Genomic DNA, 13,650 nt, shown 5'->3' with positions numbered 1-13,650 from the left:
TCTAAGGATTATCTTTTGACCAGCTTTAACGATCTCGGCCTCAATCCGGCCCTGCTCACCGCCGTCACCGCCGGCAAATACACCCAGCCCACTCCGATTCAGGCCCAGGCGATTCCGCCGGTCATGCAGGGTCGCGACCTGCTTGGCATCGCGCAGACCGGCACCGGCAAGACCGCCGCCTTCGCCCTGCCGATCCTGCATCGTCTGGCTGCCGCCGACCGCCGACCGGCGCCCAAGACCTGCCGCGCGCTGATCCTCAGCCCGACCCGCGAGCTGGCCTCGCAGATCGCCGAGAAGTTCCGCGCCTATGGCCGCGACATGAAACTGTCGGTCACCGTCGTCTTCGGCGGCGTCGGCATGAACCCGCAGGTGCAGGCGCTGGCCCGCGGCATCGACGTGCTCGTCGCCACGCCCGGCCGCCTGATGGACCATATGCAGCAGGGTACGCTGCGCCTCGACGCTGTCGAGACCGTCGTACTCGATGAAGCCGACCAGATGCTGGATCTCGGTTTCGTGCATGCCATCAAGCGCATCTCGCAGGCCCTGCCCAAGCAGCGCCAGAGCCTGTTCTTCTCGGCCACCATGCCGCAGAACATCGCGCAATTGGCTGCCGGTTTCCTGAAGGATCCGGTCCGCGTGGAAGTCACCCCGGCCGCCACCACGGTCGAACGCATCGACCAGCAGGTGATCTTCATTGAAGCCGAGCGCAAGCGCGCGCTGCTGCTGGAGATCATGGCCGATCCGACCATCACCCGTGCCCTGGTCTTCACCCGCACCAAGCACGGCGCCGACAAGGTTGCCCGTCATCTCGGTGGCGGCAACGTGCCGGCCGCCGCGATCCATGGCAACAAGTCGCAGAGCCAGCGCGAACGCGCCCTGGCCGACTTCAAGGCCGGCCGCATCCGCGTACTGGTCGCCACCGACATCGCCGCGCGCGGCATCGACGTCACCGGCGTCAGCCATGTGGTGAATTTCGAACTGCCGAACGTGCCGGAGAGCTATGTCCACCGCATCGGCCGCACCGCGCGCGCCGGCAAGGATGGTATGGCGATTTCGCTCTGCGCGCAGGATGAACGCGCTTACTTGCGTGACATCGAGAAGGTGACGCGCCAGCGCATCCCCTCGACCGACCGTCGCGGCGATGAGAAGCTGGCAGCTGCCACCGCGGCCGAGCCGCGTGGCGAGAACCGCCCGCAGCAGCAGCGCCCGCATGGTCATGGCCAGCATCGCGGCAATCATCGTGACGGGGGCCAGCGTAACGAGAATCGCCGTGGTGACAGCAATGGCAGCCATCGCAGCGACGGCGGTCAGCGCACCGAAGGCCGCGGCGGCCAGCCGCAGGGCGCGAAGCCGGGCCAGAAGCCGGGCGGCGGTCGCCGTTTCGGCAAGCCGCAGGGCCAGCGCTCCAATAATGGCGGTGGCCAGAATCGTAGCAGCCAACGCGGCAGCGTTCACTGATCGCCGCCGATCAGCCTGAATAAAAAAACGGCGCCGCAAGGCGCCGTTTTCGTATCTGCCAGAGAAAGGCGTACGGTCAGAACTTGTGGCCGTCCTTTTCCATCTGGGCAAAGACCTCCTCGGCCCAGTGCGTAGCGCTGTTGCCCGCCGGCACGCCGCAATAGATGGCAGCCTGCTTGATCACCGCGCGAAGATCGTTCTTGGTCAGGCCGTTGTTGAAGGCGGCCTTCACATGCAGCTTGAACTCATCGATGCGGTTCAGCGCGATCATCATCGACAGCACCATGCAGCTGCGCGTCTTGCGGTCCAGCGTGTCGTCGGTCCAGACCTCGCCCCAGGCATAGCGGGTGATGAAATTCTGGAAGTCGCCGTTGAAGTCATTGACCCTGGTCAGCGAACGGTCGACATGCGCATCGCCCAGCACGCCACGCCGCACCTTCATGCCGGCGTCGTAACGATCCTTGTCGTCCATCTTCATTCTCCTCAGCCGGCCAGGAAGCCGGTCAGTTCCCTGGTGAAATCGGCCACCACTTCCACATTCGACAGATGTGCGGCCGGCAGTTCGACGTAACGGGCATTCGGGATCGTCTCGGCCAGCACCTTACCGTCGGCGGCCGGCGTCGGCAGGTCGTGGGTGCCCGCAATCACCAGCGTGGGCGCGCGGATGGCGGCGACGCTCTCGCGCTGATCCATATCACGCACCGCACCGCAGGCGAGGCAATAGCCTTCCGGATCGGTGGACAGCAGCAGGGCCGAGACCTTCTCGACCGTCTCGGGATTGGCCTTGATGAAACCTTCCGTCAGCCAGCGCTGGATGCCGCCCGGCGTGATTGCCGCCATGCCGCTCTTGCGCACGGTGGCGATACGGTCATTCCAGACCTGCTCGGTGCCGATCCTGGCAGCCGTATTGCACAATACCAGCTTGGTGAAGCGACCCGGCGCATTCACGCTCAGCCACATGCCGGTCATGCCGCCCATCGAGAGACCGCAAAACATCGCCTGCGGAATGCCGAGATCGTCCATCAGCGCCAGCACGTCCTTGCCCAGGCGATCCACCTGATACGGCGCCTTGGGCACGGAAGACTTGCCGTGGCCGCGGGTGTCGTAGCGCAGCACGCGGAAACGCTGCAGCAGCGCCGGCATCTGCGGATCCCACATGGTGTGATCGGTGCCAAGCGAGTTCGACATGACCAGAACCGGTGCATCTTCCGGACCTTCGAGCCGGTAATGCAGAGAGACGCCATCGTCGGTGGCGAGATGCGGCATATTTCCTCCGGTTTGCCTGGTGGTTATGGCCGGCGTGCCGCCAGCACCCGGTCGATCAGGGCAGTGGCAACGCCGGTATAGCCGAGTGGGTCGAACAGTTTTTCCAGTACGGCATTATCGAGATGCTGCAGCACGGCTCTCTCCTGGGCCAGCACATCGCGCAGATGGCGCTTCTCGGCTACGGCACGTTTCGAGGCCGCCTCAACCAGATGATGTGCCTCCTGCTTGCCGAGTTTTGCCCCCAGCGCCATCGCCACGGCCTCGGCCATGATCAGGCCATGAGTGGCATCCAGATTGGCGCGCATCTGTTCAGGTTTCACCTCCAGGCCGGTGATCACCTCGACCATCTGCGCCAGTGCGCCGGCACTGAGCTGCGCCAGTTCAGGCAGCGCCTGCCATTCGGCATGCCAGCCACCGAGGCCGCGCTCATGTTCCTGCACCATCCCGGACAGCAGACTGCCAGCCAGATGCGGCACGCGGGTCGCTGCCGCCAGCACAGCCGCCGCAACCACCGGATTGCGCTTATGCGGCATGGTGGACGAGCCGCCCTTGCCTTCGCCGGCCGGCTCGAAAGCTTCCGCCACATCGGTCTGCATCAGCAATGCGATATCGCGCGCCATCTTGCCCAAAGTGCCGGTCAGCAGCGCCAGTGCCGTGCCGAATTCCACCACGCGATCTCGCGCACCATGCCAGGGCGTCGCCGGCAGACCGAGTTTCAGGTCTGCCGCCAGCGCCTCGGCCACGACAAGCCCCTTGTCGCCTAATGCTGCCAGCGTGCCGGCTGCGCCGCCGAATTGTAGGACCAAGAGACGTGGTTTCAGTTCAACGATCCGCGCGCGATGGCGTTCGACCGCATCGAGCCAGCCGGCAACTTTGAGCCCGAAGGTGATCGGCAAGGCATGCTGCAGCCAGGTGCGGCCGACCATCGGCGTCTGGCGATGCTTTTGCGCCAGCGCGGCAAGGTTCGCAGAGAGTTTCGCGAGATCGGCCTCGATCAGCGCCACGGCGGCGTGCAGCTGCAGCACCAGGCCGGTATCCATTGCATCCTGGCTGGTGGCGCCCCAATGCACGAAGCCGGCGGCGCTCTTGTCTTTAGCAGCGACTCTGGCGGTCAGTGCCTTGATCAGCGGAATGGCAGTGTTACCGCCGCGTGTGGCGCCCTCGGCAATCGCCGCCAGATCGTAGAGCGCGGCATCGCATTGCGCGGCGATAGGCCCGGCGGCATCCGCCGGGATCACGCCCGTCTTTGCCTCGGCTCGCGCCAGCGCGGCTTCGAAATCGAGCATGCCCTGCAGATGGGCGCGGTCGGTAAAGACCGCGCCGATGGCCGGACCGTGGAACAGCGGGCCGAATAGGCCCGTGTCATTTCCTTGAGTCGTCATACAGGCATGTTGCTGGGCGGAGGGTCGCTCAGCAATCGAAAAAGACGGTTTCGCCTTCGCCCTGCATACGAATGTCCCAGCGATACTCCGCCTTGCCTGCCGTGCGCTCGCCGATCAGGGTCGGCTTGCGGCCGGCATCCTCCACCAAACCCAGCACCGGATCATTGGCATTGGCCGCAGTCTCGTCGGAGAAGTAGATGCGGGTATAGAGGTGCCTGAGCATGCCGCGCATGAACACGCAGACCAGGATATGCGGCGCCTGCAGCGTATTGCCCGGACCCGGCACGGCGCCCGGCTTGACGGTGCTGAAGCTGTAGCGGCCTTCCTTGTCGGTCGGGATGCGGCCGAAGCCGGTGAACTTGCCGTCCAGCGGCTTGTCCTGGCTGTCTTCCGGCGTGGCGTATTTTCCATCGGCATTGGCCTGCCAGAATTCGAGCAGTGCATCTGGCACCGGCTGGCCTTCGCCATCGAAGACGCGACCGCTGATCACGATCTTTTCGCCCTTCGAGGCGTCCTTGGCGATGTCATGCACCTGCAGCGGCGTGAGGCCGATATGCAGGTAGGGACCGACGGTGGAGGAAGCAGTGGGCATAAGCGTCATTTCAAGTGTCTCCGGCCGTCTTTACTTCTTGTTTTCCATCGGCGTGGCATCGCGGCCGCGCAAAACGATGTCCCAGTGATAGCCCAGCGCGAATTCCGGGATCGTGGTCTCGAAATCGAATTTCGAAATCATGCTGTCGCGGGCGCGCTGGTCGGTCACGCAGTTGAAGATCGGGTCATAGGGCAGCAGCGGATCGCCGGGGAAATACATCTGCGTCACCAGGCGGGTCATGAAGCTGGGTCCGAACAGCGAGAAATGGATATGCTGCGGACGCCAGGCATTGTGGTGATTGCGCCACGGATAGGCGCCCGGCTTGATGGTGACGAAGCGATAGCGGCCTTCTGAGTCGGTGACCGTGCGGCCATAGCCGGTGAAATTCGGATCCAGCGGCGCGTCATGCTGGTCGCCCGGATGCGGATAACGACCGCAGGCATTGGCCTGCCAGATTTCGATCAGCGAATGCGGCACCGGCCGGCCGTTCTCATCCAGCAGCCGACCCGACAGGATCATGCGTTCGCCCAGCGGCTCGCCGGCATGCTGCTTGGTCAGGTCGTTGTCGAGCGGGCCGACGCGGTCATGGCCATAGACCGGCCCGGTCAGTTCGGTCAGCGTCTGCGGCATCCTGATCAGCGGCTTGTTCGGCGCGCGCTTGATTGAGGACTGATAGGGGGCGTGCAGGTAATTCGGCTGGGTGCCGGCTGCCGGCCGCTTGTAGCCGATCGCTTCTGACATTGCTGGTTTTCCTCCGTATTCGTACCGCCACTATAACCAGACACGGGCCGGCTGGCGCTGATCTGCGTCAAGAAATCCGACATTTCCTTGACTTATTGTGCGTATAACGCACAATAGTTCTATAAACAAACATTACAGGGAGGGTGGCAACCCTTGTCAACCACCACCATCAACGCCCGGGATTTTTCCACCTCGCTCGCCCGCGGCCTGCGCGTCATCACCGCCTTCGACCGCGACAACGACGAGATGACGCTGAGCGAAGTGGCGCGCCGCGCCGATATGACGCGCGCCGCCGCCCGCCGCTATCTGCTGACCTTGTGCGAACTCGGTTACGTCACCGGCGACGGCAAGTATTTCCGCCTCACCCCGCGCGTGCTCGAACTCGGCTTCGCCTTCCTGACCTCGATGCATATCTGGGAACGGGCACAGCCCTTCATGGAGCGCCTCACCGAGCAGGTGAACGAATCCTGCTCGATCTCGGTGCTGGAAGGCAGCGACATCGTCTATGTCGCCCGCGTGCCGACCAAACGCATCATGTCGGTGGCGCTCGGCATCGGCACCCGCCTGCCCGCCTTCTGCACCTCGATGGGCCGTGTGCTGCTGGCTGACCTACGCCCCGGCGAACTCGACCAGTTCTTTACCGATGGCGGTTTCAGGCCACTGACCTCGCATACCCTCATCGATCCNNTCGATTGCCGTGCCGATCCGCAACCAGGCTGGCCGCGTGCTGGCGGCGATGAATGTCAGCGGCCATGCCAGCCGCATCTCTGCAGAAGAAATGCAGCAGCGCTATCTGTCGCCACTGCTCTATGCCGCCGAAGGCATCCGGATGGCGCTCGCCTAAACTCTACTCGAACAGCTTGCGGATCTCGTCGGGCACCGGCAGCGCCTTCAGCCGGCCCGGCTTGTCGGCGCGCTCGGCCGCCCAGACGCGGCGCTCATAGCCTTCCACCGCCTGCACCCCGGCATTGAACACCTTGTGAGTGACGAGGAAATGCTTCTCGCCCCATTCCGGGATGCTGCTGTGTACTTCAATCACGTCGCCGAATTTCGACGGGCTGAGGAATTTCGCATTCGCCTCGGCAATCGGGATGCCGACCACGCCGTGCCGGTCGAACACCGTGCGCATATCGATGCCGACGCATTCCCACAGATGCCGGGTGCCGGCGTCGAACCAGGCGAAATAGCGCGGATAGAACACGATGCGCGCAGGATCGGCGTCGCCCCATTCGACAGGCACGCGGTGGACGTGGGTTTTCATAATGGTTGGCCTCCCAACTAATTATCCCGATTGTGCCTGCCGGACCGTGCCGGTCAAGCCCAGTGGGCCATTTTGTTATGAAAAACAACAATACTGCATCACGATTATCGGAATTTCGCCATGTCGATTGTCAGGCCGGCACAGACCGTCTAAACCGGATTCATGCCCGCACCCCGCCGCAAAGCCGGACCCACCGACACCGCAACCGCCGACGACCGCCAGCCGGTCAGCCTCGGCCTGCTCGACAACCTGCTCGGTTACCGGCTGCGCCGTGCCCAGCTCTCGGTGTTCCAGGATTTCCTGCTTGTAATGAAGGCTTTCGATCTGCGCCCGGCGCAGTTCTCGGTGCTGGCGATCATCGATGCCAATCCGGGCCTGAAGCAGTCGCGCGTCAGCGAGGCGCTCGGCATCAACCGCGCCAATTTCGTCGCACTGCTGGATGAACTCGAACAGCGCAAGCTGGCCCGCCGCGCGCCGGCGCCGGGCGACCGCCGCTCCAACGCTTTATTCCTGACCGCAAAGGGCGAAAGCTTCCTGAAGGACGCCTATCGCCATCTGCTGGTGCAGCATGAAAAGCGCGTCGAGACCGTGCTGGGCAGCGCCGACAAGCAGCAGCTCCTCAGCCTGCTCGAGAAGCTGACGACACTGGCTTAGCTTTCTGGCTTAATTCTTCTTGTAGTCCGGATTCTCGATCAGCAGCGCGATGCCCTGACCGCCGCCGATGCAGGCCGAGGCCATCCCATAGCGCAGGCCTGACCGCTTCAGCTCACGCGCGACTGTGACTGACAGACGTACACCTGTAGCGCCAAGCGGATGACCGATGGCNNCAGGCCATCACCTGGGCGCCGAAAGCCTCGTTGATCTCGAAACGGTCGATCTGGTCGACGCTGATGCCCGCCTTGGCGCAGAGCGCCTGGATCGCCGGCACCGGGCCGATACCCATGACTTCCGGCTTCACACCGACGCTGGCGCCAGCCACCACGCGGCCCAGCGCGGTGCGCCCTTTGGCCCGCAGATAATCGCCCGACACCACGATGGCCGCCGCCGCACCATCCACCACGCCGGACGAATTGCCGCCGGTCTGCACGCCACCGAAGGCCGGCCTGATCTTGGCCAGCGTCTCGATCGGCGAGGGCCGCACATGCGTGTCTTCCGTCAGTTCCGGCGCTTTGCGGCTCATCTTGATGCCGCGGCTGTTATAACCGGGCAGCGCGAATTCTTCAGATGTCACCTTGGTCAGCTCGCCGGTGAAGAAACCTTCCGCCTTGGCTTTCACGGCACGGTCGAAACTTTCAGCGGCATAGGTGTCCACCTCGTCGCGGGTGATCTGGTATTCACGGGCCAGATTCTCGGCTGTATCGCCCATCATGATGCCGGGCGCAGTGTCGATCAGGGCTTCCCAGAGGAAATCCTTGAACTCGACCTGGCCCATGCGGAAGCCGTTGCGATGCGTGTAGGCGGCGACCGGATTGCGGCTCATCGATTCTGCGCCGACGACAAGTCCGGCATCGGTCTGGCCCATCTGGATCTGACCGGCGGCCTGCATGATCGCTTCGATGCCGGTGCCGCAGACGCGCTGCACCAGATGCGCCGGCACTTCCAGCGGCACGCCGGCATAGAGTCCGACATGGCGCGGCAGCATGTAAGCGTCGTAAGAGGCCTGCGCCATGTTGCCGGCGACGACGGTGCCGACGTCCTCGGCCGGCATCTCGGCTTTCTTCAGCACGTCTTTCGCCACCTTGATGCCGAGATCGATCGGCGAGATATCGGCCAGCGCGCCGTTATAGTCGGCAAACGGCGTGCGCACGCCATCGAGCAGCCAGATATCCTTGTAGTCCTGGGCGAGGCCATTACGCGACATGGGCGATGCTTTCCTTGGCAGTGATGACACGGGGAGACGGCGCGGCGGCATAGAGGTCTTCGACCAGGGCTACGCGATGATCCAGGACGGCGCGCTGGTTGATCGAACCCTTGTCGGTCACCTCGCCGACATCCAGCGAGGGCAGTTCGTCCAGCAGCACGATGCGGTCTATGCGGGTTGAACTGCCGGTCGCCTGCTGGGCATAGCTTGCGACCAGTTCGGCAAAGCGCTGCCGCACGCGGCTGTCATGCACAATCTGTGCGACACCGGCATCGCCCGGCAGATCGGGGCAGAGCGCGCGGCAGTTGTCGAGATCTACAATGATGAGCCCCGCGAGATCCGAACGGTCATGGCCGGCGATCACCACATCGCGCACATAGGGCGCGAAATGGGCAATGAACTTGGCGCGCAGCGGCCCGACGCTGACCCAGGTGCCGCTGGTCAGCTTGAAATCCTCAGAGATGCGGCCATCGAACATCAGGCCTTTCTCGGGCTTGTCGGGGTCGATGAAGCGGGCGGCATCGCCCATCTTGTAGTAGCCCTCGTCGTCAAACGACGTGGCGCTGATATCGGGCATGCGCCAGTAGCCCGGCGTGATATTCGGCCCGCGCACGCGCACTTCCAGCTTGCCGCCATTCGGCACCAGTTTGAGGTCCTGACCGGGCACCGGCAGGCCGATGATGCCGGAACGATCGACCGGCCAGTTGGCGCAAAGCGCAAAAGGCGCGGTTTCGGTGGCGCCGAGTCCGCTGATGATCGGGATGCGCACGCCGATGGTTCCGACCGCCAGTTCTTCCAGCGCGGTCCAGACATGCTGCGGCAGGGCGGCGCCGGAGAAGAAGATCATCTTCAGCCGGCTGAAGAAGGTCTCGCGCAAGGCCTTATCCTCGCGCAAGTAGGGCACCAGCATCTCAAAGCCCTTGGGCACGTTGAAATACACGGTCGGCGCAATCTCGCGCAGGTTCCGCACTGTGCGCTCGACCAAGGCCGGGACAGGCTTGCCGTCGTCGATATAGAGCGAGCCGCCGTTATACAGCGTAATGCCTATATTGTGGTTGCCGCCGAAGGTGTGGTTCCACGGCAGCCAGTCGATGAAGACCGGCGGCTCCTCGCCAAACACCGGCAGCGACTGCAGGATCATCTGCTGGTTGCTGCACAGCATGCGCTGGGTGTTGATCACACCCTTGGGCATGCCGGTGGAGCCGGAGGTGAACAGGAATTTCGCCACCGTATCGGGTGTCACGGCGTTATGCGCGCGATCCACCACTTCGGTCGGCGCCACTTTCAGCAGGGCATCGAATGCGGTCACTGCACGGCCGGATGGCGGATTGGCCGTCACCACCACTTCGACATCGGCCGCCACTGCCGCATTGATCGCGGCGGCGTAGCGCGCGCCATCAGCAGCGAAAACCAGGCCGGGCTTCAACAGGCCGAGCACATGCTTCAGCTTGGCATGATCGGAGGAAACAAGAGAATACGCCGGCGAGATCGCCGCGGACGGCACGCCGACATACTGTGCCGCCTGCGCCAGCAGCACATGCTCCAGATCGTTATCCGACAGGATCGCGACCGGGCGTTCGGCGGAGAGTTTGCGGTCCAGCAGAGCCTGGCCGATGGCACGCACATGGCGCTGCAGGTCGGCATAGCTCAGCCGGCGCCAGCTGCCATTCGGCGCACGCTGCGCCATGAAGGTGCGTTCCGGCGCCGCCTTGGCCCAGTGATCGATCTTTTCCGTCAGCCTGTCAGGATAAGCCTCCAGCGCTTCGGGCGAGCGCATCAGGATCGTGCCGTCCTGCAGCCAGGTAAGCTCAGTCTCGGCGCGGCCGTAATTGACCTGACGATGCGGATGGCTGTTCATACGCGTCAAACTCCTCCCAAGTCGCGGTCTTTTTCAGACCTCAGCCGCCGCGTTGTCGCGATCTGGCTGCCCTTACAATTCTACTTGCCGACCTTGCCTGCGCGCTTCTCAAGGAAGTCGCGGATGCGGGTTTTCGCTTCCGCATCGGCCTGGGTGATCGACGAGATCATCGCTTCCATCATGTAGCCGGCTTCCGGCGAACTGTCGGCGATGCGCGGCAGGGCATGCATGACGGCGAAATTGGTCATCGGCGCATTGCTGGCGATCTTTTTCGCCAGTTCCATCGCCCGCGCCATGCCTTCGCCCGGACCGACCAGATACTGCGACAGGCCGATGGCATGACCTTCTTCCGCATTGTAGACGCGGCCGGTCAGCATCATGTCCATCATGCGCGCCGTGCCGATCAGCTTCGGGATGCGCACCGAACCGCCGCCGCCGACGAAGATGCCGCGCTGGCCTTCGGGCAGCGCATAGAAGGTGGAGGCCTCGGCCACGCGCACATGCGTGGAGGCGGCCAGTTCAAGCCCGCCGCCGATCACCGCGCCATGCAGCACCGAGATCACCGGGACTTTGCCGAACTGGATATGGCGGAAACTCTCATGCCACATGCGCGAATGGAACACGCCGTCGGTGGACGACAGCTCCTTGGTGTCGCTCAAGTCCAGGCCCGCCGAGAAATGCTCGCCCTCGCCGTCCAGCACCACGACTTTCACGCCATCCGGCGGGTTGAGGAAAAACGCCTGCAGGCCGAGAACCGTCGTATTGTCTAGGGCGTTACGTTTGGCTGCGCGCTGCAGCTTCAGCACGGCGATATCGCCTTCCAAGCTGACCGAGAGCGTGGCAGGAAGACCAAGATTGGCGGCAGCGAGACGGTTGGCAGGATCGAGACGCATATGGGTATCTTTGTTTTTGCCTGGGCTACAATTGTTATGAAGCATAACGATTTCTGCCGCCGTGGCAAGATGACAGAATCCTGCTGGCGAATCCGCGCTTTCCCGAGGCGGGCATGACCAGCCAGGCCGCCGGACTCGGCGCCGAAATCCGTACCGACATCCCCTGCCGGCTCGATCGCCAGCGCTGGAGCCGGTTCCACAGCCTGGTCGTGGTCGCGCTCGGCATCACCTGGATTCTGGACGGGCTGGAAGTGACGCTCGCCGGGGCCGTGGCCGGTGCGCTGAAGGAAAGTCCCAGCCTGCAATTCAGCAATCTGGAGATCGGCCTGGCCAGCAGCGCTTACCTCGCCGGCGCCGTGCTGGGGGCGCTGCTGTTCGGCTGGCTGACCGACCGGCTCGGTCGCCGGCTGCTGTTCTTCGTCACCCTGGCAGTCTATGCGCTGGCCACTGCCGGCACGGCATTGAGTTGGGATATCTGGAGCTTTGCACTGTTCCGCTTCCTGACCGGCGCCGGCATCGGCGGCGAATACACCGCGATCAACTCGACGATCCAGGAACTGATCCCGGCGCGCTATCGCGGCTGGAGCGACCTTGCCATCAACGGCACCTTCTGGGTGGGGGCCGCGATGGGCGCGGCCGGCTCGCTGGTGCTGCTGGATGCCGCAACCTTCGGGGCAGACTGGGGCTGGCGCATCTGCTTCCTGATCGGCGCGGTGCTGGCATTGCCGATCCTGGCGATGCGGATCTGGATCCCGGAAAGTCCGCGCTGGCTGATCACGCATGGCCGCGTCGCAGAGGCCGAAGCCGTGGTGCAGGATATCGAACGGCGTGGCCGGATCGATCCCGACATGCCCTCGACCTCGCTGTGTATCCGTCGCCGCGCGCATGTCAATCTGCGCGACGTGACGCATACCCTGTTTCATCTGCACCGGCGACGCTCCCTGGTGGGGCTGACGCTGATGGCGGCGCAGGCCTTTTTCTACAACGCGATCTTTTTCACCTACGCCTTGGTGCTGACCGATTTCTACGCCGTGCCAGCGGCCAGTGTCGGCTGGTATATCCTGCCGTTTGCTTTAGGAAATGTGCTCGGTCCGCTGCTGCTCGGTCGCCTGTTCGATACGGTGGGACGCCGGCCGATGATCGCCGGCACCTTCATCATTTCCGGCCTGCTGCTGGCGATCAGCGGCTGGCTGTTCCGCGAAGGCCTGCTGACCAGCCGGACCCAGACCATGGCCTGGACGGTGATTTTCTTCTTCGCCTCGGCGGCAGCCAGTTCCGCCTATCTGACGGTCAGCGAAACCTTCCCGCTGGAAATCCGTGCGCTCGCCATCGCCGCCTTCTACGCCATCGGCACCGGCATCGGCGGCGTAGCGGCACCGTTCTTCTTCGGGGCCCTGATCGAAACCGGTTCGCGCAGCAGTGTCTTCGCGGGCTATCTGTTCGGCGCCGCGTTGATGGTATTTGCTGGACTAGTGCAGGCGAGATGGGGCGTGGCGGCTGAGCGGCGATCACTGGAAGATGTGGCCAGACCGCTCAGCGCCAGTGGAGATTAGTGCCCGAAAGCGCTAGCTGACCGGTACGGTACCGTCCTCGGCGATCTGCCGCGCGGTACCGCCCTTGTTGCGGTCGCCCCAGGCCTCGCGCAGTTGACGCTCCACCACCTCGAAGACATGGGTGACGACGGCCAACTGATCGTCCTTGGCTTCGCGTCGCGCTTCGGCATCTTTCACCACGACCAGCGGTCGTCCGGCGATCTCGACCTCCACCGCTAACTCCAGTGCCGCCTTCGGCGACGAGCGCGCGCCGGCGGAACTGCGATGCGGCATGGCAGCCACCACCCGGCAGCCGATAATGCGCGGATGATGCTGTTCCAGCCGCTCGACGCGGTCACGAATGAAAGTTTCCAGCGCGAGCGATGTTTTCATGTCGCGGAAAACCAGTTGCAAGGGTCGCTGCATGCTTACCGATCCTGCTGATAGCCCTGATTATGCGTATTCTGCCGGATATTGCCGGTCTGGCCGGCATTGCGGCTGCTCTGTGCCTGCTCGGCCGTGGCGCGCCGCAATTGGTCGTCGCGGCGTTCATCCGGATGCGCATCCTGTGGGCGCGGCGATTTTCCGTATTTTTCCGGTTCGGTTTTGCGATCGGTCACAACTGCCTCCTCTGCTTACGCTTGGCTGTTACAGAACACCTTGTGACAACGCTTTGTTCCCTCCGTGTCAGGAGGAACGATCACGCCTCCGCAGTGTTGAGTCCGGGTACAACGTAAGGAGAGCAGGATGGACAAAGATCGGATCGAAGGCACTGCCAAACAGGTCAAAGGCAATGTGAAAGAGGC

General features: G+C 63.7%; 13 protein-coding genes and 2 pseudogenes. 4 read left to right on the top strand and 11 right to left on the bottom strand.

The features are described from left to right. The first annotated feature begins 15 nt into the window (after positions 1 to 15). On the top strand, positions 16 to 1,458 hold the full coding sequence (locus tag CTR53_RS14600) for a DEAD/DEAH box helicase (RefSeq protein ID WP_290814807.1): 1,443 nt from the start codon (positions 16 to 18) through the stop codon (positions 1,456 to 1,458). 76 nt (positions 1,459 to 1,534) lie between these two features. On the opposite strand, the gene pcaC is transcribed toward CTR53_RS14600, so the two are convergent. Genes pcaC through pcaH form a run of 5 tightly spaced genes read right to left on the bottom strand, consistent with a single transcriptional unit; the run spans position 1,535 to position 5,439 of the window. Continuing rightward, positions 1,535 to 1,930, bottom strand: coding sequence for a 4-carboxymuconolactone decarboxylase (pcaC, locus tag CTR53_RS14595; RefSeq protein WP_290814804.1), 396 nt, complete (start codon positions 1,928 to 1,930; stop codon positions 1,535 to 1,537). An 11-nt stretch (positions 1,931 to 1,941) separates the two neighbouring features. Continuing rightward, on the bottom strand, positions 1,942 to 2,724 hold the full coding sequence (gene pcaD / locus CTR53_RS14590; RefSeq protein ID WP_290814801.1) for a 3-oxoadipate enol-lactonase: 783 nt from the start codon (positions 2,722 to 2,724) through the stop codon (positions 1,942 to 1,944). A 23-nt stretch (positions 2,725 to 2,747) separates the two neighbouring features. Beyond that, a complete protein-coding gene (locus tag CTR53_RS14585) occupies positions 2,748 to 4,106 on the bottom strand; it encodes a 3-carboxy-cis,cis-muconate cycloisomerase (RefSeq protein WP_290814798.1) in 1,359 nt (452 codons plus the stop codon). A gap of 28 nt (positions 4,107 to 4,134) precedes the next feature. Continuing rightward, the gene (pcaG, locus tag CTR53_RS14580; RefSeq protein WP_290814795.1) at positions 4,135 to 4,707 is read right to left on the bottom strand and encodes a protocatechuate 3,4-dioxygenase subunit alpha; all 573 of its coding nucleotides are present in this window, start codon (positions 4,705 to 4,707) and stop codon (positions 4,135 to 4,137) included. 21 nt (positions 4,708 to 4,728) lie between these two features. Then, positions 4,729 to 5,439: a protocatechuate 3,4-dioxygenase subunit beta gene (gene pcaH / locus CTR53_RS14575; protein WP_290814792.1), complete on the bottom strand. Its 711-nt coding sequence runs from the start codon at positions 5,437 to 5,439 to the stop codon at positions 4,729 to 4,731. Positions 5,440 to 5,685: 246 nt separating this feature from the next. Here pcaH and CTR53_RS14570 point away from each other — a divergent pair. Beyond that, positions 5,686 to 6,283 (top strand): annotated as a pseudogene (locus CTR53_RS14570) (IclR family transcriptional regulator C-terminal domain-containing protein). Positions 6,284 to 6,286: 3 nt separating this feature from the next. On the opposite strand, the gene CTR53_RS14565 reads toward CTR53_RS14570, so the two are convergent. Next, the gene (locus CTR53_RS14565; RefSeq protein ID WP_290814789.1) at positions 6,287 to 6,700 is read right to left on the bottom strand and encodes a thioesterase family protein; all 414 of its coding nucleotides are present in this window, start codon (positions 6,698 to 6,700) and stop codon (positions 6,287 to 6,289) included. 162 nt (positions 6,701 to 6,862) lie between these two features. Between CTR53_RS14565 and CTR53_RS14560 the strand changes: the two genes are divergently transcribed. After that, positions 6,863 to 7,354, top strand: coding sequence for a MarR family transcriptional regulator (locus tag CTR53_RS14560; RefSeq protein ID WP_290814786.1), 492 nt, complete (start codon positions 6,863 to 6,865; stop codon positions 7,352 to 7,354). A 9-nt stretch (positions 7,355 to 7,363) separates the two neighbouring features. On the opposite strand, the pseudogene CTR53_RS14555 reads toward CTR53_RS14560, so the two are convergent. The 3 genes and pseudogenes from CTR53_RS14555 to CTR53_RS14545 form a co-directional block, all read right to left on the bottom strand. Continuing rightward, a pseudogene (locus tag CTR53_RS14555) lies at positions 7,364 to 8,561 on the bottom strand (acetyl-CoA C-acyltransferase). Further along, complete coding sequence (locus CTR53_RS14550) at positions 8,551 to 10,419, bottom strand: feruloyl-CoA synthase (protein ID WP_290814783.1); 1,869 nt, start codon at positions 10,417 to 10,419, stop codon at positions 8,551 to 8,553. Before CTR53_RS14550 ends, CTR53_RS14555 begins: the two are co-directional and overlap by 11 nt. 80 nt (positions 10,420 to 10,499) lie before the next feature. Next, positions 10,500 to 11,312 carry a crotonase/enoyl-CoA hydratase family protein gene (locus CTR53_RS14545; protein WP_290814780.1) on the bottom strand — a complete coding sequence of 271 codons (813 nt, stop codon included), beginning with the start codon at positions 11,310 to 11,312 and terminating at the stop codon, positions 10,500 to 10,502. Positions 11,313 to 11,425: 113 nt separating this feature from the next. Between CTR53_RS14545 and CTR53_RS14540 the strand changes: the two genes are divergently transcribed. Next, positions 11,426 to 12,865 carry an MFS transporter gene (locus tag CTR53_RS14540; protein WP_290814779.1) on the top strand — a complete coding sequence of 480 codons (1,440 nt, stop codon included), beginning with the start codon at positions 11,426 to 11,428 and terminating at the stop codon, positions 12,863 to 12,865. A gap of 12 nt (positions 12,866 to 12,877) precedes the next feature. Here the strand turns inward: CTR53_RS14540 and CTR53_RS14535 are convergent, their stop codons facing one another. Both CTR53_RS14535 and CTR53_RS14530 read right to left on the bottom strand, forming a co-directional pair. Continuing rightward, positions 12,878 to 13,270 carry an HPF/RaiA family ribosome-associated protein gene (locus CTR53_RS14535; protein WP_290814776.1) on the bottom strand — a complete coding sequence of 131 codons (393 nt, stop codon included), beginning with the start codon at positions 13,268 to 13,270 and terminating at the stop codon, positions 12,878 to 12,880. Between the two features lie 2 nt (positions 13,271 to 13,272). Further along, positions 13,273 to 13,464 (bottom strand): hypothetical protein, encoded by a 192-nt coding sequence (locus tag CTR53_RS14530; protein ID WP_290814773.1) that lies wholly within the window; start codon positions 13,462 to 13,464, stop codon positions 13,273 to 13,275. Positions 13,465 to 13,650: the final 186 nt, after the last annotated feature.

Origin of the sequence: Ferrovibrio sp., from assembly GCF_002796975.1 — a bacterium.
Taxonomy (GTDB): Bacteria; Pseudomonadota; Alphaproteobacteria; order Ferrovibrionales; family Ferrovibrionaceae; genus Ferrovibrio.
The sequence above is the reverse complement of the archived record's forward strand: the minus strand, read 5'-3'. Positions and strand labels throughout refer to the sequence as shown.

Coding starts and splice junctions, on each gene's coding strand:
- CTR53_RS14535 (WP_290814776.1), bottom strand. CDS start 13,270: ATGCAGCGACCCTTGCAACTGGTTTTCCGCGACATGAAAACATCGCTC.
- CTR53_RS14540 (WP_290814779.1), top strand. CDS start 11,426: ATGACCAGCCAGGCCGCCGGACTCGGCGCCGAAATCCGTACCGACATC.
- CTR53_RS14560 (WP_290814786.1), top strand. CDS start 6,863: ATGCCCGCACCCCGCCGCAAAGCCGGACCCACCGACACCGCAACCGCC.
- pcaD (WP_290814801.1), bottom strand. CDS start 2,724: ATGCCGCATCTCGCCACCGACGATGGCGTCTCTCTGCATTACCGGCTC.
- CTR53_RS14585 (WP_290814798.1), bottom strand. CDS start 4,106: ATGACGACTCAAGGAAATGACACGGGCCTATTCGGCCCGCTGTTCCAC.
- CTR53_RS14545 (WP_290814780.1), bottom strand. CDS start 11,312: ATGCGTCTCGATCCTGCCAACCGTCTCGCTGCCGCCAATCTTGGTCTT.
- CTR53_RS14565 (WP_290814789.1), bottom strand. CDS start 6,700: ATGAAAACCCACGTCCACCGCGTGCCTGTCGAATGGGGCGACGCCGAT.
- pcaC (WP_290814804.1), bottom strand. CDS start 1,930: ATGGACGACAAGGATCGTTACGACGCCGGCATGAAGGTGCGGCGTGGC.
- pcaH (WP_290814792.1), bottom strand. CDS start 5,439: ATGTCAGAAGCGATCGGCTACAAGCGGCCGGCAGCCGGCACCCAGCCG.
- CTR53_RS14550 (WP_290814783.1), bottom strand. CDS start 10,419: ATGAACAGCCATCCGCATCGTCAGGTCAATTACGGCCGCGCCGAGACT.
- pcaG (WP_290814795.1), bottom strand. CDS start 4,707: ATGACGCTTATGCCCACTGCTTCCTCCACCGTCGGTCCCTACCTGCAT.